Here is a 26,108-nt window from a genome sequence, read left to right as displayed (position 1 = left end):
AACCGATTTCTGGGGAGGCCCTGTGAAATTCACGCGCAGAGGAACGCCCGCGATCGCCGCACTGGCGGTCGCGGGCCTGGTCGCCGGTCTGGGCGGAACCGCTCATGCGGTCCCGTCCGGCCCGGCTGCCACCGCCCGTTCCGCGGGGGTGAAGGACGTCAGCGTCACGCTGATCACCGGCGACCGCGTCGTCCTGCCCGGCGGCGACCTGACCAAAGCGGCGATCATGCCGGGTGCGGGCCGGGAGCACGTCGGCTTCACGACGTACCGGACCAAGGACCACTCGTACGTGATCCCGGCCGACGTCACCAAGGCGGTCGGCGACGGGAAGATCGACCGCCGGCTGTTCGATGTGGCCGAGCTGGTCAAGGACAAGTTCGACGACGCGTCGACGAGCACGATCCCGGTGCTGACGACGTACGCCGGTACTGCGAAGCGAGCCGTGCCGGCCGGGACGAGGGTCACCCGCCAGTTGCCGTCGATCGGCGGCGCGGCGATGAAGGTGAACAAGTCGGACGCCAAGACGTTCATGAACTCCGGCGGATTCACCAAGCTGTGGCTGGACGGCAAACGCAAGGTGCTGCTCGACCAGTCGGTGCCGCAGATCGGCGGACCGGTCGCGTGGCAGGCCGGGTACACCGGCAAAGGTGTGTCGGTCGCCGTGCTCGACACCGGCATCGACGCGACCCATCCCGACCTCGCGACGCAGGTCGTGGGGGAGAAGAACTTCACCACCGAGTCCGCCGACGACCTGGTCGGTCACGGCACGCACGTCGCGTCGACGATCGCCGGCACCGGCGCCGCGTCGGACGGCAGGTACAAGGGCGTGGCGCCGGACGCGCGGATCTACGACGGCAAGGTCTGCGAGGTCTGGGGCTGCGACGAGTCCGCGATCCTGGCCGGTATGGACTGGGCCGCGAACGACGTCAAGGCGAAGATCGTGAACCTGAGCCTCGGCGGCACCGACACCCCGGACATCGATCCGCTCGAGGAGGCCGTCAACCGGCTGACCGCGCAGACCGGCACCCTGTTTGTAGTTGCCGCTGGCAACGAAGGGCCGGGCGACCGCACGATCGCCTCGCCGGGCAGTGCGGATGCGGCGCTGACCGTCGGGAACGTCACCAAGCAGGACCAGCTGAATCCGCTGTCGAGCCGCGGCCCGCGGATCGGTGACGGCGCCGTGAAGCCGGACGTCACCGCACCCGGCACGGACATCGTCGCGGCGAAGTCGAAGGACTCCACGATCGGCGAGCCGGTCGGCGACAAGTACCTGCGGCTCTCGGGTACGTCGATGGCGACACCGCACACCGCCGGCGCGGCCGCGATCCTGCTGCAGGAACACCCGTCCTGGACGCCGGCCGAGTTGAAGGCCGCGCTGATGGGTTCGGCGAAGGTCGCCGCAGACCAGACGTCGTTCCAGCAGGGCGCCGGACGGATCGACCTGACCACGGCGATCAAGGCGAGCGTGGTTTCCGAGCCGGGTAGCGTCTCGTTCGGCATAGCGTCGTACCCGCACACCGACGACGAGCCGGTCACCCGTGAGGTGACCTACCGCAACCTCGGCGACGCAGCCGTCACGCTGTCGCTGTCGTCGGCGCTGAACGGCCCCGACGGTACGGCGGCTCCCGCCGGCGCTCTGAAGCTCAGCGCCGACTCGGTGACTGTTCCGGCCGGCGGTACGGCGTCCGTGCAGGCGACGTCGGACACCAGCCTGGGCGGCGCAGACGGCTTGTACAGCGGCCGCATCACCGCGACCGGCGGCGGCCAGACGGTCGTCGTACCGGTGGGTGTGGACAAGGAAGTTCCGACGTACACGCTGACCGTCAAGCTGATCAAGCCGAACGGCGCCCCGGACCCGGACTACCCGGTGTCCGTCACGGGCGTCGACAACGACGAGAACGACACGATCGCGCCGGACGAGACCGGCACGGTGACGCTCCGGCTGGCGCAGGGCGAGTACATGCTCAACCAGTTCCAGGAGTTCGAGCGTGGGACGGACGACTGGATCTTCTTCACGCTGCTCGCGCCGAGCGTGAAGCTGACCAGTGACCAGACGGTCGTCCTCGACGCGCGGAAGGCGAAGCCGGTGACCACCTCGGTGCCGAACGCCGGCGCGGTGCAGGCCAACTCCGACATCGGCTTCGACCGAACGATCAAGGACGGCGTGTACACCTACGCCGCGTCCGGCTTCCGATCGGGTGAGATGTACACCTACAGCACCGGGCCGAAGCTGTCCGCGTCGGAGTTGACCGGGCATGTCATGTCCCAGTGGGGCGTGCCGGGTGCGGACGGGCTGTTCACGAACACGCCATACCTGTACGGGATCGCGAACTTCCAGCCCGGCGAATTCCCGACCGGGTTCGACCGCAAGGTGAAGCAGTCCGACCTTGCGACCGTGGACAGCACGGTCAACAAGACGACCGAGGGTCGCGTCTTCAAGATGCTGGCCGCGGTCGAGCCGAACGGTGACGGCGGGTGGGCGCGAGTCATCCGGCTCGACGTGCCGCGGACGATCCGGTACTACGTGGACCAGACGCCGTACGGCTGGTCCGGCACCACCCAGCAGGACTCCGACGGCTCGGACTTCCCGCTCGGGCAGTGGATGCTCGAAGGCGCCCCGGTGGTCTACAAGGCCGGGCGGTACTACCAGGAGCGGTGGAACGCGGCAGCGTTCGGGCCGTCGTTGTTCGCCTACACCGCCCGGCGCGCGGACCGGCTGGACCTCTATCTGAACAGCATGACCGACGCGGACGGCCATGGCGGCCACGTCGACATGACGTCCGCGAGTACGACGCTGTCCCGCGACGGGGCCGAGATCGGGTCCTCGGACGGGTTCGGTATCAGCATCGGCGGGCAGCCGGCGGACAAGGCGTCGTACAAGCTGGTCGCGACCCGCACGCAGGAGGTCTGGCCGTGGGCGACCCGGATCGATCTGGAGGCGACGTTCAGCTCGTCCGCGGACCAGCCGACGATCCCGATCCACACGGTTGCGTTCCAGCCGGACGTGGACGGCAACAACTCGGTGGTGCGCAAGCCGGTCACGGTTCTGCCGTTCACGGTCGAGGGCGTGAAGACGGTGAAGGTCCAGTACTCCGACGACGGCGGAGCCAGTTGGAAGCAGGCGCCGGTCGCTGGTAACAAGGCGATCTTCCCGACGCCGGCGGGTAACACCGTCTCGTTGCGCGCGACGGCGACGGACGCGGCCGGGAACAGCACGACCCAAACGGTGATCGCCGCCTACACGATGCGGTGAGAACAGCAGAACGCCCCGCCGGCGCGGCCGGCGGGGCGTTCTGTCGTGTTGGTGTCAGCCGATCAGGCCGAGCGCCTTCACCGCGTCGCGCTCCTCGCCGAGCTCGGCGACCGAGGCGTCGATCTTGCCGCGGGAGAAGTCGTTGATCTCCAGGCCCTGCACGATCTCCCAGTTGCCGTCCTTGACGGTCACCGGGAACGACGAGATCAGGCCCTCTGCGACGCCGTACGAGCCGTCGGAGACGACCGCCATCGACAGCCAGTCGCCGTCGGCCGAGCCGGCCAGCCAGTCGCGGGTGTGGTCGATGGTCGCGGCCGCGGCGGAGGCGGCCGAGGACGCGCCCCGCGCCTCGATGATCGCGGCGCCGCGCTTCTGCACGGTCGGGAGGAAGTCGTTCTCCAGCCAGGCCTGGTCGTTGACGACCTCGGCCGCGTTCTTGCCGGCCACCTCGGCGTGGAAGATGTCCGGGTACTGCGTCGCGGAGTGGTTGCCCCAGATCGTCAGCTTCTTCAGGTCGGTGACGTGCACGCCGGTCTTCTTGGCCAGCTGCGCCAGCGCCCGGTTGTGGTCGAGCCGGGTCAGCGCGGAGAACCGCTCGGCCGGGATGTCCGGCGCGTTGCTCTTCGCGATCAGCGCGTTGGTGTTCGCCGGGTTGCCGGTGACGGTGATCCGGACGTCGTCGGCGGCGTGGTCGTTCAGCGCCTTGCCCTGGACGGTGAAGATCGCGCCGTTCGCCTCGAGCAGGTCACCGCGCTCCATCCCCTTGGTCCGCGGCCGCGCACCCACCAGCAGCGCGACGTTGACCCCGTCGAAGACCACGTTCGGGTCGTCGCCGATCTCGATCCCGGCCAGCGCCGGGAAGGCGGAGTCCTCGAGCTCCATCACGACGCCCTCGAGGGCCTTCAGCGCCGGGGTGATCTCGAGCAGCCGCAGCTCCACCGGGGTGTCCGGCCCGAGCAGGGCCCCGCTCGCGATCCGGAACAGCAGGCTGTAACCGATATTCCCCGCGGCCCCGGTAACGGCCACCTTCACCGGTGTAGTGCTCACGACACGCTCCCTTTGTGTTTTGTGTGCTTCGGACGCTAGCAAGCCGGGTGTCGCAGCCCAACGCTGGGGGACCACCGACTAGCTCACATCCCGATGGATCGTTCACCGAGCGGTCATGCGGCGTACGTCGCGGGGCCGACGGTGTGTCCGAGGGTGACCTCAGTCCCTGACCTGTTAGGAGAACTTCATGAAGCTGCCCAGCCGGCTGGTGCCGGTTGCCGCCTCGGCCCTCGCGGTCGCTGCGGCCGTCGTCGTACCGTCCGCCGTCCCTTCGTCCGCGCCCGCCGCGCCGGCTGCTTCGGGCAAGCACGACGACTTCGTGATCGTCGGCCACCGGGGCGCGTCCGGCTACCGGCCCGAACACACGCTCGCGTCGTACGAGCTGGCCGCGCGGATGGGGGCCGACTACATCGAGCCCGACCTGGTCACCACCAAGGACCATGTGCTGGTCACCCGGCACGAGCCGGAGATCAGCGGTACGACGGACGTCGCGAACCACCCGGAGTTCAAGGACCGCAAGAAGACCAAGCTGCTCGACGGCGTCGCCACCACCGGTTGGTTCACCGAGGACTTCACGCTGGCCGAGCTGAAGACGCTGCGCGCGGTCGAGCGGATCCCCGCGGTGCGGCAGCACAACACGGTCTTCAACGGGCACTACCAGATCCCGACATTCCAGGAAGTGATCGACCTCAGCAAGCGCCTGTCCAAGGAGCTCGGCCGCCCGATCGGCATCTACCCCGAGACCAAGCACCCGACGTACTTCGGGCAGCAGGGGCTGCCGCTTGAGCCCGAGCTGATCAAGACCCTGAACCGCAACGGCCTGAACCGGCCGGACGCCAAGGTCTTCGTGCAGTCCTTCGAGGTGTCGAACCTGAAGGCGCTGGACAACCAGCTCCGGGTCCCGCTGGTGCAGCTGACCAGCTCGGCCGGTGCGCCGTACGACTTCGTGGTCTCCGGCGACAAGCGCACGTACGCCGACATCGTCAGCGCGAAGGGGCTGCGCGAGGTCGCGACGTACGCCGACGGCGTCGGGCCTTCGAAGGATCAGGTGATCCCACTCGACGCGACCGGGAAGCTCGGCAAGCCGACAAGCCTGGTCTCGGACGCGCACCGGGCCGGGCTCGTCGTGCACCCGTACACGTTCCGGGTCGAGAACACGTTCCTGCCGGCCGACTTCGACAGCTCGGCCAACCCGAACGACTCGGGCAACCTGTTCGGCGAGATCGCGGCATACCGCAAGACCGGGATCGACGGGCTGTTCACCGACAACACCGACATCGCGGTGGCCGAGGAGAAGGAAGCTCGCTGACTGGAATGATGGGCGGGTGGAACGACGGACCGCCTCCGGGCTGGCGAGTGTAGAGGCGCAGCACGACGGGACGTTCGTGCTGCGGATCGACGGATCGCCGCAGTCGCAGGTCGATCTGGCCGACCCCGCCCACCTGCCGTTCGAGTACATGCGCCGGATCGGCGACGTCGTGGACGCGATCGTGCCGCGACGTCAGCCGATCGCGGTCCTGCACGTCGGCGGGGCCGCGCTGAGCATCCCGCGGTACGTCGCCGTCACCCGGCCGCGGTCGCGGCAGATCGTGCTGGAGCCGGACGAGGACCTGACCGAGTTCGTCCGCGAGGCACTACCGCTGCCGAAGCGGACCGGTATCAAGGTGCGGCCGGTCACCGGCCGGGCCGGGATCGGCGAGGTGTACGACGACTCGATGGACGTGGTGATCCTCGACGCGTTCGAGCACGAGGCGGTGCCGGCGAATCTGGTGACGGCGGAGTTCTTCGGCGAGTGCGCCCGGGTGTTGCGGCCGACGGGCGTGCTGGTGGCGAATCTGATCGACGGGAAGGCCGGGTTGCCGTTCGTCCGGCGTACGGCGGCGACCGTGCGGGCCGCGATCGGGGGCGGGGTAGTGCTCGCGGAGCGGAAGATCCTGCGTGGCAAGGGATTCGGCAACGTGATCATGGTCGCGTCCCGGCAGCCCGTCCCCGACCTGACCGATGCCGGGCGCCGCGCCCAACCGCCGTACGACGTGATGCCGCTCGACGAGCTCGCGGGCAAAGCCGCCCCCCTCACAGACGCCGAAAACTACATCACACCCCAGGCACCGCCCTCGGTCTTCCGGAGCTGACGCCGGCACCGGCGCAGCGGCCGCCGCCGTTCAGGCGCTCTCGGCGAGGGGCGAGCGCTCCCGGGCCGAGCTGAGCCGTTTCGCGGCGCGCGCGACCGCGGCGCGCTCGGGCGCGGTCGCGCCGACTGCGCGGATGAGCAGGTCGAGCCTGTCGGGGCTGGGCAGGCGGGTGCCTTGGAGCCAGGCCTGGATGGTGGCGCGCGGGATGCCCGTGAGTTCGGCGAGCACTCGGAGCGATCGCGGCCGGGCGAGTGCTGCGACGGCAGCGCCGAGCTGTTCGAGCGTCTCCGCGTTGTCCAGCAACCCGACCACGTCGCGCGGATCGCGGCCGGCTTCTTCCCAGCGCCGGTGCCAGACCGGCATCAGGTCGGCCGGTACACCGCACCCGGTCAGGAACGCCCTGGCGACCTCCCAGGTCGGCAACTGTTTGCCGTTGGTCGCGCGGATCAGGTGTGGATGCGAGTAGTGCGCGCGCTCGGCCAGCCGCCGGTAGCTCAGCCCGGCATCGCGACGTACCCGCTGCAACGCATCCGCGAAGGCCTCCACGTGTTCAAACATAACTCAACACGTTTCAACAGATCAAGCGCCGGTTAGGCTTGACCCTGTGTCTGTCGCGAAGGTTGCCGCCCTGGCCTACTACCCGGTGAAAGGTCTCGCCGGGATCCCCGTCGAGTCCGCTGAGGTCGGCCCGACCGGCCTGCTCAACGACCGGCTGTTCATGCTCGTCGAGCCCGACGGCAGCTTCCTCAGCCAGCGCAAGCTCCCCGCGATGGCGACCCTGCACGCCGAAACCGCCGGCGACCGCCTCCGGCTGTCCGCCGCCGACGCCCCCGATCTCGAGCTCGCGATCCGGTACGACGGCAAGCGGCGCGACGTCAGTCTGTTCGGCAAATGGTTCGGCCAGGGCGTCGTCCAGGACGCGGCCGCGGACGAATGGTTCTCGGCCCGCCTCGGTACGCCGGCTGCGCTGGTCCGGGTCACGCCCGAGCACGAACGGCCCGGCTGGGGCGCCCATCGCGGCCTCACCGGGTACGGCGACGCACATGCGCTGATGATCACGTCGCTGTCGTCACTCGACGGGCTGAATGCGCGCATCGTCGAGCGCGGCGGCGAGGCGATCCCGATGAATCGCTTCCGGCCGAACCTCGTCGTGTCCGGCTGGTCCGAACCGCACACCGAGGACAAGGTGCTCCGGATGACGGCCGGCGCGGTCGAGATCGGTTATTCGGCGCGCGGTATCCGGTGTGCGGTTCCGACAGTGGACCAAGCGACCGGCGCCAAGTCCGGTCCGGAACCCACCCGCACACTGGCGACGTACCGGCGCGAACCGGCGTACGGCGGCGGCGTCAGCTTCGGCGTCAAGGCCGCAGTACTTGCCGGAGGCACCATTCGCGTCGGCGACGAGATCACCGTCCGGGACTGGATCCCGGACGGCACCGATCCCGCCCAGGACTAACAGCCGACTCGGTAGCGGCCGGTCACGGCCTTGTAGGTGCAGGTGTCGAAGGTCTTGCCGGCCGGGGTCTGGAAGTAGGCGGTGTCGCCGGTGTTGTTCCAGACGTACCAGCTCTGGTTCCAGTACAGCGTCAGCGCCCGGTTCCGGTTCTTGCCGGTGCGCACGATCACCGTCGACCGGCCCGGCAGTACATAGCCCTTCGGGAACACGAACACGTGCTTGGCGACGTCCGCGACCCGGAAGCCGGACAGGTTGATCGGCCGGCTGCTGATGTTGCGGACAGTGAAGAACTCGTTGTTGATCTGGGCGTTGGTACGGACGTCGGTGCCCGGCGGGTCGTACTGGATCCCGCTGAGTACGGCGGTGATCGCCGCATCGGCCGTCAGTGGCGCGAAGGCCGCCGTACCGGCCAGCACCACCGCGGCTGTCGCGGCGGAAAAGAGAGTGCGGAAGCGTCGTGCGAACACAGAAAATCCCCTTCGGCAGTGGGCCGATCTCCCCCCGGCCCGGTGAACTCAGGCTGCCGGTTCCCCCCGGCGGTCGCACACGCTAGTCGTTACGCTCTGTGCTCGTCAAGGGCTCAATCAACGGGTGTCGCGACCCCGTGCTCGAGCACCTTCACGCGCTCTTCCAGCCCGGCCTCACGGAACGCCGCGACGAACTGGTCAGGCCCCTCGGTGAAGTGCGCCCAGCCCTCGGTGTGCACCGGGACGATCGTCGCCGTACCGAGCAGTCGCGCGGCTTCGACCGCGTCCGCGGACGTCAGCGTGAGGTTGGCCCCGTCGAGCAACGCGGTCCGGGCGGCACCGGCGAACAGGACCGCGACGTCGATCGGCGCGAACCGGTCCGCGATCTCCTTCACCAGCCCGAGCGACGCATTGTCGCCGGCGACGTACACGGTCGGCAGACCTTCGCCCTGCAGGACGAACCCGGTGACGACACCGAGCACCTTCTCGGCACCCTCGGGACCGTGCAGCGCGGGTACGCCGGTCACCGTGACGACGCCGCCGTCCGGACGGGGCAGGTCGATCGACTCCCAGTTCTCCAGGCCGCGGACGCCTTCGATGCGGGTCGCTGCGCCCGGGGTCGACAGTACGGTCGGGATGGTCGCCAGCAGTGCGCGGCCGGCGTCGTCGAGGTTGTCCTTGTGCTCGTCGTGCGAGACGAGCGCGACGTCGATCGGGCCGAGCTCACCGGCCGGGATCGCCGGGCCGATCAGCTTGGTCATCACCCGTCCCGGCAGTTGGTAGTCGCGGGGTTCGTCGAAGGCGGGGTCGATCAGGAACGCCAGGCCGCCGAGGTTCAGGACGGCGGTCGGGCCGCCGATGTGCGTGATCTCCATGACCACGATCCTCCGTCGCCGCACGCCGTCCGGCCATTGGCCCGGGAGCCATAGTTGCCGAAGATCGGGCCATACTGTTGGTATGCGTACTGTCGCGGTCCTCGCGTACGACGGGATGAGCCCGTTCCACCTGTCCGTGCCGTGCCTGGTCCTCGGTGAACGGCGCGGCCGGACGACGGGGTACGACGTACTCGTCTGCGCGGAGTCGCCGGGATCGATGCGGACGAATGCGGGCTTCGGGATCAGCGTCGATCACGGGCTCGAGGTGATGGAGCGGGCCGATGTCGTCGTGCTGCCGAGCTGGGAGCCCGGCCGGCAGGCGTCCGACGTACTGCTGGATGCGATCCGGCGGGCGCATGCGCGCGGGGCGACCGTGGTCGGGTTGTGCATCGGGGCGTTCCTGGTGGCGGAGAGCGGGATCGCGGTCGGCCGCGAGGTGGTGACGCACTGGCGGTGGGCGGACGAGTTGCGCGATCAGCACCCGGAGTTGGAGGTGCGCGCGGACGTGCTGTGGTCGGACCTGGGAGACGTGATCACTTCGGCCGGTACGGCGGCGTCGCTCGACTGCTGCTTGCATCTGGTTCGGCTGCATCACGGTGTCGAGGAGGCGGAGAAGGTTGCCCGCGACATCGTGGTCGCGCCGCATCGCAGCGGGTCGCAGGCGCAGTACATCCCGGTGCCGGTGCCGCCGGATCCGGGCGACGACGTGATCGAGAAGGCGATGGTGTGGGCGCGGGCGCGGCTCGACCAGCCGGTGTCGCTGGACGAGTGGGCCGGGGCGGTGGCGTTGTCACGGCGTACGTTCACGCGGCAGTTCCGGGCGCGGACCGGGAGCTCGGGGCAGGCATGGTTGCTGCGGCAACGGCTGGACCGGGCGCGGCTGTTGCTGGAGACAACCGATCTGCCGGTCGAGCGGGTGGCGGCTTCGAGCGGGTTCGGGAGCAGTGATGCGTTGCGGCACCACTTCCACACGCTGCTGGGGACGACGCCGCAGCGGCATCGGCAGGAGTTCTACAGCAGTACGAGCAGGATGTAGATCACCGGCGCGGCGAACGTGACGAGCAGGATCCAGGCCATCATCCGGTGCCCGGTCTTGCCGCGGTCGAGCGACGAGGCGAAGTACAGCACGGCGCCTTCCTCGGTGTGCCGGCTCAGCCCCATCCGCTTGGCCTCCTCCGGCCGCGGATCGGGCCGCTCCTCGGCGAACGCGTCCGGGTGAATCCCGTAGTGCGCCGGCCCGGCCGAATCCACGTCGTCACGCTCGGAGAACATCCAGCCTCCCGCAGGTTGGTGGACCAGGTCGTCCAACCATGATCACACCAACCAGCAGGAATCGTGCCGCACTTCCTACGAGAAGTCCGCCACCCAGGCGTACCGCGTCGGCTTCGAGCCGATGCAGAGGCCGAGCAGGTCGATCGCCGTGCAGTGCGCGTACCCCTTGCGGCCGACTCCCAGGGTGGTCAGGCCGCAGTTCAGGATCGTGCCGCGGCTCTGAGCCATCATCTGGTCATAGGCCTGCTGCGCGGTCCAGTTGTCACCACCGGCGGTGGACTTCGAGGAGCCGAAGCTGTTCGTCGAACCGGACTTGGCGCGGCTGCTGGCGTCCGAGCGGGCGCTGCCGGTCAGGTCCGGGTCCTGCTCGAGCGGCTGACAGCCGTTGTTCTTGCGCGCGCTGTCGATCATGTCGAACAGTTGCGACTCGTCGGCGTCCATACCGCCGTCCCGCGCCGGCGGCGGTGGCGGCGGCGGGGTCGTCGTTTGCGTCGGGCGGCTGGTGGAGACCGTGCGGCCCGGGGTGGTCGGGGCGCTCGTCGCCTTCTCCGAGGTGGGGGAGTCGGTCGGCTCGGTCGTGCTCGGGGACTCCGACGGGACCGTGGTCGGGGAGGTGGAGTCGGTCGGGGTGTCGGTCGGGCTCGCGGTGGGCGTGTCCGTCGGGGTGACGGTCGGCGAGCTCGTCGGGGTCGCCGTCGGCGGGACCGTCGGACGTGTCGTCGGGGTGGCGACGGCGGCCTTGGTGGTCGGGGTGATGTACGTGTCGTCGGTCCGCGTGACGATCGGCACCGAGGCATCCGCGTCGTCGTTCTGCGGCTGGTGCAACAAGATCCACGAGATCGGCGTAATCACCAACACCACAGAAGCAACAGCAATAATCGACCGCCGCCCCCGCTTCTCACCCCCACCAGCCCGCCGGCGCCCCGGCCCACTTCCACCAGGCCCAGAACTCCCACGCCCCCCACCCCGCCCAGCAGCCTCGGCGGACTCCCCACGCGCCGACCTGAAGTCAGCACCAGCAGCCCCAAGCCGACTACCCCCGAGGGAGTCCCCAGCACCAGCCCCCGTACCAACTGACCGCAGCCCAGCAGCTCCGAAGCCCGCAGCATCAGTGTCCGCACCACTCGAGCGCAGCCCAGCTGCAGAACCAGCGGATCCGAAGTCGCCAGCACCAGCGCCAGCAGACCGAAGGTCTGCGGCACCAGCAGCTCCGAACCCGGCAGCACCCGCGCTGGCGGCGTCGCCGCGCGCCGACCTGTAGCCGGCAGCATCAGCATCCGCACCACTCGACCGCAGCCCAGCAGTAGAACCAGCGGAGCCAAAGTCGCCAGCACCAGCACCAGCGGATCCGAACCCGGCAGCGCCTGCACCTGCGGCGTCGGTGCGGGCCGACCTGTAGTCGGCCGCATCAGCATCTGCGCCAGTCGATCGCTGGCCGGCGGCGGCGCCGGCGGAGCCGAAGCTGGCTGCGGCTGTGCTGGTGGAGTCGCCACGCGGCGACCCGAAGCCGGCAGCGTCCGCGCCGGTTGACCGGGAGTCCGCAGCGCCGGTTGACCGGGAGTCGGCAGGTCCGGCTAAACCGGAGCCAGCGCCTGCGCTAGTGGACTCGGGGCGTGCGGATGCCCAGTCGGTGGAGGTGTTGGTGGTGCGCGGGGTTCCGGTGGTGCGGCCGGTGGTGGCTAGGGCGTCGGCTGCGGAGGCGGCGGGGGTGGGGGTGGGGCGCGCGGGGGTGTCCGGTGTGCTCGTGCTCAGGGAGGCCCAGTCGTCGGTGGCGCGGCGGATTGACCACGTGCCGGCGGTTTCGCCCAGGGGCGCGCGCTCGGTCGGCTCCGGGGTTTCCGGGCGGCGGGCGGCGCGGCGGGCGCGGGTGGGGGTTTCGGGTTCGGCGCCGGCGATCGGCTGCTCGACCCACGACGGAGTACCAGCAGGACGCCGTCCGGCAGTCAGCGAATCCGGGGACTCGGCAGGCGTCCGCATCGGCAGGCCGGAGTTCGCGTCCTCGGGTGCGGTGTAGCTGGGGAGGGCGCCGCGCGGGGCGTACTGCGGGGTCGCCGGGCGGGATTGGTTGCCTCCGGCCCAGAACGGGTTTTCGTTGGACGCACCAGCATTCTGCGCCGTGGCCCAGAACGGGGACTCGTCGCTCGAACGCGGTGCGTACCGCGGTGGTTCGGGTGGTGCGGGCGGGGTGGATTCCGCGGGCGGGGTGGACCGGTTGCCGGACCGCGACGAGCGTGACGCTGCTCGGGTCGCCTTCCTGCGTGGTTTGTACCGGCCGTTACCGGACTCGGACATTATTTCGTGGTTCCCTTCAAAGTCGCGCCCTGGAGGCGGTGACCGATCGTCCGGCGCCTACTGCGCGGCACTCGGCACGGCACCTCGCCGCACTGGAGGGAAGGCCACGATGCTCCGCATCGAGACCTCCCCTCCAGCACGCCGAGCCACCGCACCGAGCACCTGCTCGCTACGGCGCCGCACGATCGGTCACCGCCTAGACGTGCCTCATCAGCCGTCCCACCGGAGCCCCCCAGGTGCGTCCGGCGACATGACAAGGTCGGATCTACCCGCGGCGACCGGCCGTGAACCGGCCGGACATTGTGGGCCTGAGACAACGTCTCGGCCGCACTCGGTGATCTCCACACAATGACAACCACAACGACCCTCAGCTCCGGCCGAAGTCCTGGACCCAGCTGCCCGGTCCGTAGTTGGACTTGACCTGCCCGGGGTCGTATCCGATGCCGATCGTGGTGAACCGGCAGTTGAGGATGTTCTTGCGATGGCCGTCGCTCTGCATCCAGGCCGCGACCACCTTCTGCGCGGTGTCGTAGCCGGCCGCGATGTTCTCGCCCCACGTCGATCCGCGGTACCCGGCGGCGGCCATCCGGTCGCCGGGGTCCTGTCCGTCGGGGTTGGTGTGATCCATGTAGTGCCGCCGGACCATGTCCGACGCGTGCTTCCCAGCCGCCTCGACGAGCGCGCTGTCCAGCCGGAGCGGACCGCAGCCCTGCTGCTGGCGGATCTGGTTCGTGTAGTCGAGGACCTGCCGCTCCTGCGTACTGGTGCCGCCACCGCTCGGCGGCGGAGGAGTGTCCGTCGGCTCGGTGGTCCGCGTCTTGGTCGGCTTCGGCGTCGAGCTTGAGGTCGGGTAACTCGGCTTCGGCCGTCCGCCGCCGCTCGTCGTCCGCGTGCTGCCCGGCGAACTCGGTGGCACGGTCACCGTGGTCACGCCGACCGTCGGAGCAGTCGGCGTCGTGAGTACGTCGGTAGGCGTGTCACTCGGCGTACCGGGACTGGTCGGCGTCGCCGACGTGGACGACGAGGTCGCGCCCGGACCGAGCGCCGGCGTACCGACGACCGCCGTGGTCGTGCGACCGTTCGGCAACGTCTTGGTGATCGTGACGAGCGGCGTACCGGCGTTGTCGGCCGATCCGCCGTCGATGCGGGTGTCCTCGGAGACGTTCAGGACCTTGGCGGCGTCGCTCGTCCGCGAGTTGTCGTGGGACATCAGCCAGACGACCGGGCCGATCGCGAGCAGTACCGACAACGCGCTGACGACAGGGGCCACCAGGCCACGGCTCCGCCGGGGAGCACGTCTGTTGCCGCGGTGCCGCCGGGGGGTAGGCGAATCCGTCATGGGATGGGCGAATCCTCTTCGTTTTTTCGTCGTACCGAGTGTCGCGTCGTTCCCCGTTGGTCCAGCCAGGTCCCCCCTGGATACCGAACAGCGACCTTAACGGACCCGCGAGGTCATCGTTACAGGTCTGCGACGCCTCTTAACGATTCCCGAAGATTCCTCGGGCAACGATTAACGAACAGGGCCTGAACGGCCGGTCATCCGCCGAAGTCCTGCACCCAACTTCCGTTGCCCCAGTCGGGCTTCACCTGACCGCTGTCGTAGCCGATGCCGATCATCGTGTAGGTGCAGTTGAGGATGTTCGCGCGGTGGCCGGGGCTGTTCATCCAGCCGGTCACGACCGCGGACGGGCTTGAGTAGCCGACGGCAATGTTCTCGGCCATCGCACCGCCCTTGAACCCGGCCGCCTTCATCCGGTCGAACGGGCTGCGGCCGTCCAGGCTGTCGTGCGCGAAGTAGTGCTGGTCGACCATGTCGGAGGCGTGCGCCTGTGCTGCCTTGGTGAGGGCGCTGTTGGTGCGCAGCGGTCCGCAGCCGGCCTTGGCCCGCTCCTGGTTGGTGAGGGCAAGCACTTGTGCCGCGGACCCGCCACTGGGCTTGGAAGTCGTCGTGGGCTTCGGTGTCGCGGTGTGGCTGGGCTTCGGCGTCGGCTTGGACGTCGTCCTCGTGGGCCTCGGCGTCGGCGTACGCGAGCTGTCCCGGCTGGGGGCCGTGGTCGACCGGGTCGGCTTCGGGGTCGGCGTCTTCGTCGTGGCGCGGGTCGGCGTCGGGGACGGCGAGCTCGGTGTGTACGACGGGGTCGTCGGACGGCTGGGAGTGGCCTTGGGGGCGTCGTCGCTGGCGGGGGCGACGGACGTGATCGGGTTCTCCTGGCTGGTCGGTTTGCTGTTGCCGGTCTGACGTACGACGAACCACCCGACGCCGACCAGCAGGACCAGAGCCGACAGCGACGCGATGAGAGGACCGGCCACGCCGCCACCAAGCGACCGTTTGTGGTTCGTCATGCTGAGCACCTTTGCCCAGGCCGACGTCTGCCGACCCACTCAAGCCCTGCCCTTGACAAACCTTTGACTATCGCACCCGTTTCAAACGGTTGAGCGGGCTATGACTATGTCGGCGATTACTTTCCAGCCGAGGCTTCGGTAGAGGCGGAGGCCGTCTATGGAGGCTATGAGGATGCCGCGTTTGGCGCCCTTGGCGGCGGCTGCTTCTACCAGGGAGGCCATCACCGCGCTGCCGAGGCCGCGCCGGCGGTGGGCCGGGTCGGTTTCGATCCGGTCCGCGACCGCGTCCTCGCCGACGACCGCCATCCGACCGCTCGACACCACCCCGCCGTGCAGGGTGGCGCGGGTGATGATCAGGTCGTCCTCGAGTTCGGTGTGCAACGCATATCGCTCGTGCAGCTTCAACGCCGGCTGCTCCGAGAGCTGGATCGTCATCAGCCAGTCCTGGTCCTGCTGGACCTCGAGCCCGAGGTCCTCCAGCTGCTCGATCCGGGCTTCCTTATCGTCGGTGGCCAGGGTGATCCAGCCCGCGCCGCGCCCGCCGCCGTCGGCCGAGGCCAGCTGGGCGGCACGCTCGACACGTTCCGGTTTGTCGTCGGCATCCAGTACGACGTACTCCGTCGGCCGGCTCTCCTCACCCGCGCGGACGATCAAGATGCCGTCGTTGTCGTCCTCCACTGTGGTCCAGCCCCGCGAGACGGACCACCCGGCCTGCCAGCGGCGGACGAGTTCCTCACGATCTCTCACCCGTCGATTCAAGCAGCCCGCAACCGCCACGGCGAGGGGAACTGGTGTCGCTTGACACCAACTGGCCGTAAACCACTGCCTCCAGCCGGTCACCACTACGCCATGACCAGCTCAGGGGTCAACCCCTGAGCTGGCCCAAGCGGGAGATCAGCGGGCGGCGTACTCGTCGGCGAGCAGGTCGAAGATCAGGTCGTCGTCGTAGCCGCCGTCCCGGCGCGGGATCGCCGCGCGCTCGGTCCCGACGTGGGTGAATCCGTTGGCCTTGGCAACATGCGCGGAGGCGCTGTTGCCCTCAGCAGCTTTCACCACCAGCCGGCGCCGGCCCAGACCGCCTTCCGTGACAGGTGTGAACGCGTGCGGGATCAGTAGCTGGACCGCCGATGTCATCACCTTCCGGCCGCGCGCGTCCGGGTGCATCCAGTACCCGATCTCGCCCATGGTCCGGTCCAGCCGGCCATTCAGATGAAAGATGCTGACGTTCCCGAGCAGCTGATCGGTGGCTGCATCGGCAATTGCCCACGCGACCGCCTCGCCGATTGCCATCTGGTGCAGCCGGGTCTTGATGAACCCTTCGGCGTCCTCCAGCCGGTACGGCGACGGCATGCCGGACAGCCAGTGCTGCGTCCGCTCGTCACTGCATGCCTCTTGTACGCGCCGCGCGTCCGAGTCCCGCAGACCCCGCAGCCGGATCCCGCTGCCCTCGAGCTCCGGCACGGTCCACCAGTTGCCCTGCGGTTCGAGCTCGTCGTCGCGGCCTACCGATGCGACCCACTCGTCCTTGCGTACGCCGCGCGTCCGTCCACCGCCCGGGATCATCACCAGTCCGCGGAAGCCGGCCTTCCAGGCGACCCGGCGGCTCGCGTAGTTCCCGACGAACGCGCGCCAGATCACCCGCTCCCAGCCGAGACCGTCGAACGCGTACCGCACCGCGAGCTTCAGCGCCCGCGTCATCACCCCGTTGCCGCGGACCTCCGGCGACACCGCGAACCCGACCTCGCCGACCCCGCCCTCGCCGTCCCCGAGATCGATCGTGCCGGCGTACCGGCCGTCGTACTCGATCGCCCAGGCCCACATCGTGTTCGTGCGCCAGCCGTTCGGGATCACGTCGGTCAAGAAGCTGACCGCGTGCTCGTGCAGGTACGGGACCGGGATCGTGGTCCACTCCTGCATCACCGGGTCTTGGCACATCCGGTAGGCGGGCTCGACATCGTCGACGGTGTGGGCACGGAGCGTGACCACACCGTCGGTCAGAACCGGAACGTCCTCGGGGAATCGCATACCCCAGGGTGACGCGCTGCCACTGGCCGGGCAACGCATTTCCCTGACACGGAGAGCAATCGAGATTAGGCTGTGAGCTGTGAACGCAGCCGGAGCAGAGCCGCCACGCGGCCGGGGTGGGCAGCTGGCCGCTCAGCGACAGGCCACGATCGTTGCCGAGGTCAACAGTCGTGGCGCGATCACCGTGGCCGAGCTGGTCGACCGGTTCGGTGTCTCGGACATGACGATCCGGCGCGACCTCGACGCGCTGGACTCCAGCGGCCTGCTGCACAAGGTGCACGGCGGCGCGACGTCGGTCGGCCTGCGCAGTGCGCACGAGCCCGGGTTCGACGCCAAGCTGACGCAGGAGTCCGCGGCCAAGCAGGCGATCGCGGCCGAGGCGGCGACCAGGGTCCAGCCGGACAGCGCGATCGGCATCGGCGCCGGTACGACGACGTACGCGCTGGCCCGTCAGCTGTTGCGGGTCGAGAACCTGACCGTCGTGACGAACTCGGCACGGATCGCCGACGTGTTCCACGGCAACGGCCGCTCGGACCGCACCGTCGTACTGATCGGCGGCATCCGTACGCCGTCGGACGCGCTGGTCGGGCCGATCGCGACCGCGGCGCTGGCGTCGTTGCACCTCGACCTGTTGTTCCTCGGCGCCCACGGTGTCGACGCCGAGCACGGGCTGAGTACGCCGAACCTGATGGAGGCCGAGACCAACCGGTCGTTCATCGCCGCCAGCCGCGAGATCGTCGTGGTCGCCGACCACACCAAGTGGGGCACCGTCGGCCTGAGCACGTTCGCGACCTGGTCGGACCTGGACGTCATCGTCACCGACAACGGCCTGTCGACCGCCGCCCGCAAGGCCATGCGCGACACGGGCTGCGACCTGGTGATCGCTAGCTGATCCGGGACGCTCCCGCCGACGGAGCAGCGGCAAGGGCGCTCGGGGCGCTGAAACCGTGCTCTGCAAAGGCCTTCTCGATCGCTGCCAGCACCGAGTCGGACGCGTCCGCCTCGACCAGCGCGATGATGCAACCGCCGAAACCGCCGCCGGTCATCCGCGCGCCGAGTGCACCGGCCTCGAGCGCGGTGTCGACCGCGACGTCGAGCTCCGGCACGGTGATCTCGAAGTCGTCGCGCAACGACGCGTGCGATGCGGTGAACAGCGGGCCGACCTCGCGCAGCTTGCCGGCGTGCATCAACGCGACCGCGTCCTCCACCCGGCGGATCTCGGTCACCACGTGCCGCACCCGACGCCGTACGACGTCGTCCGACAACCGGGCCAGCGCATCGTCGAGGTCCTCGAACGCGATCGACCGCAGCGCCGGTACGCCGAGCTCGGCCGCCGCCTGCTCGCACATCTGCCGACGCGCGGCGTACTCGCCGTCGACGTGCCGGTGCGGTGCCTTCACGTCGACGACCAGGAGAGCGAGGTCGTCTGCCGCCGGGTTGAACGGGATCTGCTCGGTCGACATCGCGCGGATGTCGAAGTACAGCGCGTGGCCCTCGGTGCAGCACATCGAGGCCATCTGGTCCATCAGCCCGACCGGCGCCCCGACGTACTTGTTCTCGGCCTTCTGGGCGAGCCGGGCGACCTCGGCGGGGTCGACCTCGATCTCGCGGAGACCGAGCAGGGCGACCAGCGTCGCGCAGAGCAGGGCCGCGGAGGAGGACAGACCGGCGCCGGAGGGGATGTCCGACTCGAACCGCAGGTTCGCACCGCCGATCGGGTAGCCGGACTCGCGCAGGATCCACGCCGCACCGGCCGGGTACGCCGCCCAGTCGCCGACCGATCCCGGGGCGAGCTCATCGATCGTGAACTCGGTGACGCCCTTGTGCCCGGCCGACGCGACCGCGATCCGGCCGTCGTCGCGCTTCGAGGCGGTGACGACGATCCGGTTCGGCAGGGCGATCGGCAGGACCAGCCCGTCGTTGTAGTCGGTGTGCTCGCCGATCAGGTTGACTCGGCCCGGCGCGCGCCAGCTGCCGTCCGGCGTCGTACCGAAGACGTTGTCGAAGGAGCTCACGAACCGGCCTTTCGCAGAGTCTCGGCCACGTCCTCGGGCCGGGTGTCGCTGATGAACGCGCCCATGCCGGACTCCGAGCCGGCCAGGTACTTGATCTTGTCCTTCGCCCGGCGGATCGACAACACCTCCAGGTGCAGGTAGCCGAGCTCGCGGTCGATCCGCACCGGCGCCTGGTGCCACGCGGCGATGTAGGGCAGCGGTTCGCCGTACAGGCCGTCCAGCCGCTGCAGTACGTCGAGGTACAGCTCGGCGAAGTCGTCGCGCTCGCCGACCGACAGCTCGTCGATGCCGAACACCTGGCGGTGCGGGTAGAGGTGCACCTCGACAGGCCAGCGGGCCGCCTCGGGCACGAACGCGGTCCAGTTGCCGTTCTCGGCGACGACCCGCGTGCCCTCCTTGCGCTCGGCCGCCAGGACATCGGCGAACAAGTTGCTGCCGGCAACTTCCTGGTGCTCGCGGGCGCGCGCCATCAGCGTCCGCATCCGCGGCGGCAGGAACGGGTACGCGTAGATCTGGCCGTGCGGGTGGCTGAGGGTGACGCCGATCTCACGGCCGCGGTTCTCGAACGGGAAGACCAGTTCGACGTCGTCGCGGGCGCCGAGCTCGGCCGTCCGGTCCGCCCAGGCGTCGACGACCAGGCGGGCCTGGCCCTGGGACAGGTCGGTGAACGACTTGTTGTGGTCGCTGGTGAAGCAGACCACCTCGGTCCGGCCCGGGCCGGCGAACGACGGGAACCGGTTCTCGAACACGGCGACGTTGTAGTCGTGGTCCGGGATCTCGGTCGGTTTGCCCGGCCGGCTCGCGTCCAGCGGGCACTCGTCGGCCGGCGGCAGGTAGGTCCGGGTGTTGCGGTGGGTCGCGTACGTGATCACGTCGCCGGTGAGCGGGTCGGTGCGCAGGTCGACCTGCGGCTGCGGGGCGGGCAGGCCACGGGTGTCCTCGAGCGGCACTCGCACCGGCGTGTCGGCGGGGTCGTAGTAGATCAGCTCGCGTCCGTCCGACAGTTTGGTGTCGGTACGGCGGACGCCGCGCGGTGTTTTCATCGTGTGACCCTCCCGGCCGTACGACGCGTCCGGCCAGGAATCATCGTAAACCAACAAACTCGAACACGCACGGAGGATCCCTGCCCCGGTAGGCTTGGTAGATGGACGACTACGCCCAACGCCCGCCCTCTCGTGGACTGACGAGAGGGCGCTAGGACACCCGACCGATGAACGCCACCCTGCTCAACATCATTCTGATCCTGGTTTTCGTGCTGATCGGTGGGGTCTTCGCCGCGGCCGAGATGGCCCTGGTGTCACTCCGGGAGAGCCAGCTCAAATCCCTGGCACACCGCGGCCGGCGCGGCGAGACCGTCGCCAAGGTCGCCGCGAACCCGAACCGGTTCCTGTCCGCCGTCCAGATCGGCGTGACCCTGATGGGCTTCCTGTCGGCCGCGTTCGGCGGCGCGACACTGGCCGACGGCCTCTCGCCGCACCTGCAGAAGCTCGGGCTGCCCGAGGGCCTGGCCGACACCGTTGCCCTCGTCCTGATCACGATCCTGATCTCGTACGTGTCGATCGTGATCGGCGAGCTCGCCGCCAAGCGGCTCGCGCTGCAGCGGGCCGAGACCTTCGCGCTCGGCCTGGCCCCGCTGGTCGACCGGATCGCCTCCGGCGCCCGGCCGGTGATCTGGCTGCTGTCGAAGTCGACCGACGTGGTGGTCCGGACGCTCGGCGGCGACCCGAACGCGAACCGCGAGGTGATGACCGACGAGGAGCTCCGCGACCTGGTCTCGGCACACGAGTCGCTCGGCGAGGAGGAGCGCAAGATCGTCGACGACGTCTTCGAGGCCGGCAGCCGGCAGCTGCGTGAGGTGATGCTGCCGCGGACCGAGGTGGACTTCGTCGACGGCGACATGCCGGCGTACAAGGCGGTCAAGTTCGCCGCCGAGCGGCCGCACTCGCGGTACCCGGTGACGAACGGCTCGGCCGACGACATCGTCGGCTTCGTGCACGTCCGTGACCTGTTCGACCCGGCGGTCGCTTCGCGCTCGGTGCGGGTCCGGGACCTCGCCCGCGACGTACTCATGCTGCCGGACACCGCGAAGCTGCTGCCGACGCTGACCGAGATGCGCCGCCGCAGCACCCACCTCGCGATCGTCCTCGACGAGTACGGCGGTACGGCCGGCATCGTCACGCTCGAGGACCTGGTCGAGGAGCTGATCGGCGACATCAAGGACGAGTACGACGAGGAGGCGGCCGAGACCACCCGCCTGGGCGGCGGCGATATCGTCGTCGACGGCCTGCTGAATCTCGACGACTTCGCCGACGCCACCACGATCGAGCTGCCCGACGGCCCCTACGAAACCGTCGGCGGTTTCCTCGCCGCCCAGCTCGGGAAGGTCCCGTCGACCGGCGACGAGGTCCGCCTCGACGCCTACACGATGACGGTCACCGAGATGGACGGCCGCCGGGTCGCCCGGGTCCGCCTGCACCGGATCAAGCCGGAAGCCGAACCGGCCGAGACGCCAGCACCCGCTGCCGACTGAGTACAACGAGTCCGCCGACGACGTACCCGAGGCCCTGGAAGACCAGGACCGGGATGATGCCGACGGCGTCGCCGAGGAAGCCGGCCGCGGTGATGCCGATCAGCACCGCGACGCTCTCGGCGGCGCCGACCGCGCCGTAGATGCGGCCGCGGGTGCCGTCGACGGTGAGGTTCTGGAAGACGGTCATCATCCCGGCGATCGTTAGCGCGCCGGGCAGTCCGACGACGACCATGCAGACGAACGCGGGGATCACGCTGTCCGACGCCAGCGGATAGAGGAACAGCGTGCAGTCGATCAGGCCGAACGCGAACGCGCCGATGCCCCACAGTCTCGCCGCCGGCCAGCGCGAGCCGATCGCGGCGGCGACCAGGCCGCCGACGATCCCGCCGACCGCTTGGGACGAGACGATCAGGCCGTACACCTTCCCGTCGCCGCCGATCTGGGAGCTGACGAACGGCGCGAATAGCGTGCTCATGATGCCTTCGCCGACGCCGGTGACCATGCAGAACACGAAGAACAGCCGGATCGCCGGGCCCGCGACGCACAGCCGCAGTCCTTCGGTCCACTCCTCTTTCAGGCGCTTGATCGCGCCGCCGGCGGTCTGCTCCGGGTTCTCCGGGCGGATCTGACGATGGCGCATCCGTGCGACCAGCACGACAGCGATCAGGAACGTCGCGGCATCGCCGAGCGCGAGCAGCGTGAGGCCGCCGGCGGCCGCGAGGACACCGCCGAGCGCCGCGCCGATGAGCCGGGCCAGGTCGCGGATCTGGCTGTTGAGCGCGTTCGCCGTCACGAGTTGCTCGTCGTTCACCAGCACAGGAACGAGGGATTGCTCGGCAGGCTGGAAGAACTGCTGCAGACAGCTCTGCGCCAGCACGACGCCGTACACGATCCAGATGCTGCTCTTGTCATGTACTGCGATCAGCGGCAGCAGCACCACCGCGTTGAGGATGTTCGTCACGATCATCGTGGTCCGCTGGTTCCAGCGGTCGACGAAGACGCCGGCCAGCGAGCCGAGTACGACGGCCGGCAGGAACGACGCCAGCAGCAGTCCGCCGCTCGCCAGCGTGGAGCCGGTCAGCACATACACCTGGAACGCGAGACCGGTCCGGAGCAGCCAGTCGCCGATCAACGAGATCAGGCCGGCGCTCAACATCAGGCGGTAGTCGCGCTGGCGGGCAAGGACGCCCCACAAGTCCTTCATCTTCTATTCCTCCGGTGAGATCGTCACGATCTGGGTGAACGAGACGTGCCGGCTGCCGGGCGGCCGGGTGGACTTGTCGTCGATCGGCCGCTCGTCGACCCACCGCTGCAGCAGGGCGTCCACCTGGCCGACGAGCTCGACGAGCTCGTCGGCGGTCAGATAGAAGCCGCTCTGACCGATACCTGAGTTCTGCTGCCAGACCTCGTCTTCGGACTTCCGCTGCTGCTGCCACTCGCTCAGCCGGTCGAGGGCTCGCTCGGCCAGCAACTGCTCGAGTACGTCGGCCGCTGCGGCGCCTTCCGGGGTCTGCGCGGCGTCACGCCACGACTGGGAGGTCGAGACCAGCCGCCACGGGCGTTCGCGGTTGTCCTTCCCCGGTGCCGGCTCGACGAAGTCGTACTTCGCCAGCTGCCGCAGGTGGTGCGACGCCAGCGCCTGACTGATCCCGAGCCGCCGCGCCGCATCGGCCGCGGTCATCGGCCCCTCCCGCCCGAGCAGAGACTGCAGGTCCAGCCGGACCGGGTGCGCCATCGCCCGGATCGCCAACGGGTCGGCCAGCAACCGGGACCGCCGCGGATCCTTCTCCAAAGACATGCTTGGAATATGCGCTGCACCGAATCAGATGTCAAGCTGTTGCTTGGAATGTGCCGATGAGGGGCGGCCGTACGATGCCCCATGACCGTTGCAGCATCGTCGCCGTCGTCTGCGTGGGCTCCGCTGCGGCGGCCTGTGTTCCGTGCTCTGTGGATCGCGCAACTCGGCTCGAACGTCGGCACCTGGATGCAGTCCGTGGGCGCGCAGTGGACGGTCGTCCATCAGCCCAACGCGGCGGCGCTGGCGTCGATCGTCCAGGCGGCGAGCCTGCTGCCCGTGCTGTTCGTCTCGCTGCCCGCGGGTGTGCTGGCCGATGTACTCGATCGTCGCCGGCTGATCGCGATAGCGACGTTGGCGATGGCGGTCGTGGCCGGCGGGTTGGCCGTCCTGAGCGCCGAAGGTCTGCTGACCCCGACCGCGCTGATCGCGATCACGTTCGTCCTCGGTGCCTGCCAAGCGCTGACCAGTCCGGCCTGGCAGGCGATCCAGCCGGAGCTGGTACCGCGGGAGGAACTGCCGGAGGCCGCGGCGCTCAACAGCCTCAACGTGAACATCGCCCGCGCGATCGGTCCCGCGCTGGCCGGGTTCCTGCTCGGCCTGAGCAGCCCGGCCGTCGTGTTCGCGGTCAACGCAGTGTCGTACCTCGCGATCCTGGTCGCGCTCCTGCGCTGGCACCGGACGACCGCGGTGGCCGCGGCGGGCGAGCCGATGCTGCCCGCCCTGCGCGCCGGTCTCCGGTACGTCGCCTATGCGCCCGGCGTACGGCGGATCCTGCTGCGGGCGATGCTGTTCGTCCTGCCGGCTTCGGCGTTGTGGGGACTGCTGCCGGTGGCCGCGGTCCATCGCCTCGGTCTCGGCTCCACCGGGTACGGCGTACTGCTCGCGGCGCTCGGACTCGGGGCCGTGGGCGGCGCTGCGCTGCTCAAGCCGATCCGTGCCAGGATCGGCCGCAACACCTTGCTCGGATGCGCGACGGTCGCCTATGCCATCGGCGTACTCGCCGTCGCTTTGTTGCACAACGCAACAGTCGTGGCGGCGGTCCTGGTTCTCGCCGGGGCCGGCTGGCTCGGTGCGTTGTCGACGCTCAACACCACGCTGCAGCTGGCGTTGCCGGCCTGGGTCCGGGCGCGGGCGCTGGCTGTTTACCTGATGGTGTTCCTCGGCGGACAGGGCGTCGGCGCGCTGATCTGGGGTCTGCTCGCCGCCCCGCTCGGCGCTTCGACGACCCTGCTGGTCGCGGGTGTGCTGCTGTTGCTCGGCGCCGCCTCGCTGGCGATGTTCCCGTTGCACGAGCGGACGGGGCACCTGGACCGGACCGTGGTCCAGCCGTGGCCCGACCCTGAGATCGGCATCCTCACCGACGAAGAGCCGGAGATCGATCCGCGGTCAGGTCCGGTGCTGGTCGAGGTCTCGTACCACGTGCCGTCGGAGAACGCCGAGCAGTTCAGGACCGTGCTGGCGCGGGTCGGCCTGTCGCGCCAGCGGACCGGAGCGCGCCGCTGGGCGGCGTACCGCGATGTCAGTACGCCGGACCTGTACGTCGAGGTGTTCGAGCTCGCGAGCTGGTCCGAGCATCTGCGCCAGCACAACGAGCGGATCACCGGGCAGGACGCGGACCTGTACCAGCAGGCCGCCGATCTGGCGCTCGAACCGCCGCGGGCCCGGCACCTGTTGTCGGCGGGGTGATCAGCCGGTCTGCTCGCGGATCCACTCGAGGGCGGGCTCGGCATGGGTCAGGACGGAGACGTGGCCGAGGTCCCGGTGGAGCTCGAACTCGGCGGTCGGCAGATTCGCGGACAGCCATTTGCCGTGTGAGCAGGGGATGATGCCGTCGGCAGTGCCGTGGACGAGCAGGGTCGGCGCGGAGATCGTGGTCGGGTCGCAGCCCCAGTCGAGGACGTACGAGCAGTCGTCGTCGATCACGCCGTCCGGGCCGTCGGGCATGGCGTTGGCGCCGGCGATCGATCCGAGCCAGCCCCACGGGCCGTCGAACATCGCGATGTCGCTGGCGGTGAACTCGGGGTCGTATTCAACGCCTGACGTCTCGTGCCGCACCTTGGCGTCCCGCCCGGCGGCCGCGGCGTGCAGCGACGCGAGTCCGGACGCGACCATCCCGTCGTACCAGTCCAGGCCTTCGGCGTCGTACGGCGCGATCGCGGCGAACGTGGCGACGGCCTCGACCCGTTCGCGGAGGATCGCGGCCGAGGCGAGCGCGAACGAGCCGCCGCCGGAGTACCCCATCAGTGCGAACGTGCCGATCCCGAGCGTGTCCAGGACCGTGGTCAGATCGGCCGCCACCGACGCCATCGTGCGTCCAGGCGCCGCGGTCGACCCGCCGTACCCGGGCCGGTCGAACGAGATCCACCGGATGCCGAGCCACTCGCCCGCCTCGAACAACGGCGCCGGCGGGACGCCCAGGTTCGGCGTGCCGTGATGCCAGACCACGGCGAGGCGCGCGTCGTCACCCGGGGCGCTGTCGTACCCGTGCAGGATCCGCCCGTCGGCCAGCCGGAAGTCGATCTCGTCCATGCCGTTCACCATAAAACGCCGAAATGTCGAGTGCTGCCGATCGTGTCCGACCTCTGCTGCGAAGATCCCCTTCA

At 69.6% G+C, this 26,108-nt stretch carries 25 protein-coding genes; 9 read left to right on the top strand and 16 right to left on the bottom strand.

Going from position 1 to position 26,108, the window contains the following annotated elements:
- Positions 1–22 precede the first annotated feature (22 nt).
- Positions 23–3,253: a S8 family peptidase gene (locus ABT313_RS05955; protein ID WP_350849144.1), complete on the top strand. Its 3,231-nt coding sequence runs from the start codon at positions 23–25 to the stop codon at positions 3,251–3,253.
- Positions 3,254–3,307: 54 nt separating this feature from the next.
- On the opposite strand, the gene ABT313_RS05950 is transcribed toward ABT313_RS05955, so the two are convergent.
- A complete protein-coding gene (locus ABT313_RS05950; protein WP_134105369.1) occupies positions 3,308–4,300 on the bottom strand; it encodes a malate dehydrogenase in 993 nt (330 codons plus the stop codon).
- Positions 4,301–4,487: 187 nt separating this feature from the next.
- On the opposite strand from ABT313_RS05950, the gene ABT313_RS05945 reads away from it, so the two are divergent.
- Positions 4,488–5,609, top strand: coding sequence for a glycerophosphodiester phosphodiesterase (locus ABT313_RS05945; protein WP_350849141.1), 1,122 nt, complete (start codon positions 4,488–4,490; stop codon positions 5,607–5,609).
- Positions 5,610–5,625: 16 nt separating this feature from the next.
- Entirely contained in the window at positions 5,626–6,432 is an 807-nt protein-coding gene (locus ABT313_RS05940) for a spermidine synthase (RefSeq protein WP_350849139.1), read from the top strand.
- Between the two features lie 30 nt (positions 6,433–6,462).
- On the opposite strand, the gene ABT313_RS05935 is transcribed toward ABT313_RS05940, so the two are convergent.
- On the bottom strand, positions 6,463–6,990 hold the full coding sequence (locus ABT313_RS05935; protein ID WP_350849138.1) for a helix-turn-helix transcriptional regulator: 528 nt from the start codon (positions 6,988–6,990) through the stop codon (positions 6,463–6,465).
- A 46-nt stretch (positions 6,991–7,036) separates the two neighbouring features.
- Here ABT313_RS05935 and ABT313_RS05930 point away from each other — a divergent pair, with 46 nt between their 5' ends.
- Entirely contained in the window at positions 7,037–7,888 is an 852-nt protein-coding gene (locus tag ABT313_RS05930) for an MOSC domain-containing protein (protein WP_350849137.1), read from the top strand.
- On the opposite strand, the gene ABT313_RS05925 is transcribed toward ABT313_RS05930, so the two are convergent.
- Together ABT313_RS05925 and ABT313_RS05920 are read right to left on the bottom strand one after the other, a co-directional pair.
- Positions 7,885–8,355, bottom strand: coding sequence for a lamin tail domain-containing protein (locus ABT313_RS05925; protein ID WP_350849135.1), 471 nt, complete (start codon positions 8,353–8,355; stop codon positions 7,885–7,887). The genes ABT313_RS05930 and ABT313_RS05925 overlap by 4 nt on opposite strands.
- Before the next feature lie 113 nt (positions 8,356–8,468).
- On the bottom strand, positions 8,469–9,230 hold the full coding sequence (locus ABT313_RS05920) for an MBL fold metallo-hydrolase (RefSeq protein ID WP_350849133.1): 762 nt from the start codon (positions 9,228–9,230) through the stop codon (positions 8,469–8,471).
- Positions 9,231–9,312: 82 nt separating this feature from the next.
- Here ABT313_RS05920 and ABT313_RS05915 point away from each other — a divergent pair, with 82 nt between their 5' ends.
- Complete coding sequence (locus ABT313_RS05915; RefSeq protein WP_350849131.1) at positions 9,313–10,266, top strand: GlxA family transcriptional regulator; 954 nt, start codon at positions 9,313–9,315, stop codon at positions 10,264–10,266.
- Here ABT313_RS05915 and ABT313_RS05910 read toward each other — a convergent pair.
- The 5 genes from ABT313_RS05910 to ABT313_RS05890 all read right to left on the bottom strand — a co-directional run bounded on the left by ABT313_RS05910 (position 10,242) and on the right by ABT313_RS05890 (position 14,705).
- Entirely contained in the window at positions 10,242–10,502 is a 261-nt protein-coding gene (locus ABT313_RS05910) for a hypothetical protein (protein ID WP_130444050.1), read from the bottom strand. The genes ABT313_RS05915 and ABT313_RS05910 overlap by 25 nt on opposite strands.
- 75 nt (positions 10,503–10,577) lie before the next feature.
- Entirely contained in the window at positions 10,578–11,354 is a 777-nt protein-coding gene (locus tag ABT313_RS05905; RefSeq protein WP_350849128.1) for a CAP domain-containing protein, read from the bottom strand.
- A complete protein-coding gene (locus ABT313_RS05900) occupies positions 11,351–11,917 on the bottom strand; it encodes a hypothetical protein (RefSeq protein WP_350849126.1) in 567 nt (188 codons plus the stop codon). Before ABT313_RS05900 ends, ABT313_RS05905 begins: the two co-directional genes overlap by 4 nt.
- A gap of 1,244 nt (positions 11,918–13,161) precedes the next feature.
- Positions 13,162–14,064 carry a CAP domain-containing protein gene (locus ABT313_RS05895; protein WP_350849124.1) on the bottom strand — a complete coding sequence of 301 codons (903 nt, stop codon included), beginning with the start codon at positions 14,062–14,064 and terminating at the stop codon, positions 13,162–13,164.
- A gap of 266 nt (positions 14,065–14,330) precedes the next feature.
- Positions 14,331–14,705, bottom strand: coding sequence for a CAP domain-containing protein (locus ABT313_RS05890; RefSeq protein ID WP_350849123.1), 375 nt, complete (start codon positions 14,703–14,705; stop codon positions 14,331–14,333).
- 37 nt (positions 14,706–14,742) lie between these two features.
- Here ABT313_RS05890 and ABT313_RS05885 point away from each other — a divergent pair, with 37 nt between their 5' ends.
- Positions 14,743–15,033: a hypothetical protein gene (locus ABT313_RS05885; protein ID WP_350849121.1), complete on the top strand. Its 291-nt coding sequence runs from the start codon at positions 14,743–14,745 to the stop codon at positions 15,031–15,033.
- Between the two features lie 185 nt (positions 15,034–15,218).
- Here the strand turns inward: ABT313_RS05885 and ABT313_RS05880 are convergent, their stop codons facing one another.
- Both ABT313_RS05880 and ABT313_RS05875 read right to left on the bottom strand, forming a co-directional pair.
- The gene (locus ABT313_RS05880; protein WP_134105359.1) at positions 15,219–15,884 is read right to left on the bottom strand and encodes a GNAT family N-acetyltransferase; all 666 of its coding nucleotides are present in this window, start codon (positions 15,882–15,884) and stop codon (positions 15,219–15,221) included.
- Between the two features lie 147 nt (positions 15,885–16,031).
- A complete protein-coding gene (locus tag ABT313_RS05875) occupies positions 16,032–17,162 on the bottom strand; it encodes a GNAT family N-acetyltransferase (RefSeq protein ID WP_350849118.1) in 1,131 nt (376 codons plus the stop codon).
- A 79-nt stretch (positions 17,163–17,241) separates the two neighbouring features.
- Here ABT313_RS05875 and ABT313_RS05870 point away from each other — a divergent pair, with 79 nt between their 5' ends.
- Complete coding sequence (locus ABT313_RS05870) at positions 17,242–18,054, top strand: DeoR/GlpR family DNA-binding transcription regulator (protein WP_329005919.1); 813 nt, start codon at positions 17,242–17,244, stop codon at positions 18,052–18,054.
- Here ABT313_RS05870 and galK read toward each other — a convergent pair.
- Together galK and galT are read right to left on the bottom strand one after the other, a co-directional pair.
- Positions 18,047–19,177, bottom strand: coding sequence for a galactokinase (gene galK, locus ABT313_RS05865; protein WP_350849116.1), 1,131 nt, complete (start codon positions 19,175–19,177; stop codon positions 18,047–18,049). The two genes, ABT313_RS05870 and galK, sit on opposite strands and share 8 nt — an antisense overlap.
- Complete coding sequence (gene galT, locus ABT313_RS05860) at positions 19,174–20,220, bottom strand: galactose-1-phosphate uridylyltransferase (RefSeq protein ID WP_350849114.1); 1,047 nt, start codon at positions 20,218–20,220, stop codon at positions 19,174–19,176. Before galT ends, galK begins: the two co-directional genes overlap by 4 nt.
- Before the next feature lie 167 nt (positions 20,221–20,387).
- Here galT and ABT313_RS05855 point away from each other — a divergent pair, with 167 nt between their 5' ends.
- Entirely contained in the window at positions 20,388–21,707 is a 1,320-nt protein-coding gene (locus tag ABT313_RS05855) for a hemolysin family protein (RefSeq protein ID WP_350849112.1), read from the top strand.
- On the opposite strand, the gene ABT313_RS05850 is transcribed toward ABT313_RS05855, so the two are convergent.
- The gene (locus ABT313_RS05850; protein WP_350849110.1) at positions 21,658–22,911 is read right to left on the bottom strand and encodes an MFS transporter; all 1,254 of its coding nucleotides are present in this window, start codon (positions 22,909–22,911) and stop codon (positions 21,658–21,660) included. The genes ABT313_RS05855 and ABT313_RS05850 overlap by 50 nt on opposite strands.
- 3 nt (positions 22,912–22,914) lie before the next feature.
- Entirely contained in the window at positions 22,915–23,505 is a 591-nt protein-coding gene (locus ABT313_RS05845) for a helix-turn-helix domain-containing protein (RefSeq protein ID WP_350849108.1), read from the bottom strand.
- A gap of 81 nt (positions 23,506–23,586) precedes the next feature.
- Here ABT313_RS05845 and ABT313_RS05840 point away from each other — a divergent pair, with 81 nt between their 5' ends.
- A complete protein-coding gene (locus tag ABT313_RS05840) occupies positions 23,587–25,191 on the top strand; it encodes an MFS transporter (protein WP_350849106.1) in 1,605 nt (534 codons plus the stop codon).
- Here ABT313_RS05840 and ABT313_RS05835 read toward each other — a convergent pair whose 3' ends face one another.
- A complete protein-coding gene (locus tag ABT313_RS05835) occupies positions 25,192–26,034 on the bottom strand; it encodes an alpha/beta fold hydrolase (protein WP_350849104.1) in 843 nt (280 codons plus the stop codon).
- Positions 26,035–26,108 lie beyond the last annotated feature (74 nt).

The sequence above is a fragment of the Kribbella sp. NPDC000426 genome (assembly GCF_040300265.1).
Classification (GTDB): Bacteria; Actinomycetota; Actinomycetes; order Propionibacteriales; family Kribbellaceae; genus Kribbella.
The sequence above is the reverse complement of the archived record's forward strand: the minus strand, read 5'-3'. Positions and strand labels throughout refer to the sequence as shown.

Coding starts and splice junctions, on each gene's coding strand:
- galT (WP_350849114.1), bottom strand. CDS start 20,220: ATGAAAACACCGCGCGGCGTCCGCCGTACCGACACCAAACTGTCGGAC.
- ABT313_RS05920 (WP_350849133.1), bottom strand. CDS start 9,230: ATGGAGATCACGCACATCGGCGGCCCGACCGCCGTCCTGAACCTCGGC.
- ABT313_RS05850 (WP_350849110.1), bottom strand. CDS start 22,911: ATGAAGGACTTGTGGGGCGTCCTTGCCCGCCAGCGCGACTACCGCCTG.
- ABT313_RS05855 (WP_350849112.1), top strand. CDS start 20,388: ATGAACGCCACCCTGCTCAACATCATTCTGATCCTGGTTTTCGTGCTG.
- ABT313_RS05875 (WP_350849118.1), bottom strand. CDS start 17,162: ATGCGATTCCCCGAGGACGTTCCGGTTCTGACCGACGGTGTGGTCACG.
- ABT313_RS05915 (WP_350849131.1), top strand. CDS start 9,313: ATGCGTACTGTCGCGGTCCTCGCGTACGACGGGATGAGCCCGTTCCAC.
- ABT313_RS05900 (WP_350849126.1), bottom strand. CDS start 11,917: ATGCTGATGCGGCCGACTACAGGTCGGCCCGCACCGACGCCGCAGGTG.
- ABT313_RS05840 (WP_350849106.1), top strand. CDS start 23,587: ATGACCGTTGCAGCATCGTCGCCGTCGTCTGCGTGGGCTCCGCTGCGG.
- ABT313_RS05910 (WP_130444050.1), bottom strand. CDS start 10,502: ATGTTCTCCGAGCGTGACGACGTGGATTCGGCCGGGCCGGCGCACTAC.
- ABT313_RS05835 (WP_350849104.1), bottom strand. CDS start 26,034: ATGGACGAGATCGACTTCCGGCTGGCCGACGGGCGGATCCTGCACGGG.
- ABT313_RS05845 (WP_350849108.1), bottom strand. CDS start 23,505: ATGTCTTTGGAGAAGGATCCGCGGCGGTCCCGGTTGCTGGCCGACCCG.
- ABT313_RS05935 (WP_350849138.1), bottom strand. CDS start 6,990: ATGTTTGAACACGTGGAGGCCTTCGCGGATGCGTTGCAGCGGGTACGT.
- ABT313_RS05945 (WP_350849141.1), top strand. CDS start 4,488: ATGAAGCTGCCCAGCCGGCTGGTGCCGGTTGCCGCCTCGGCCCTCGCG.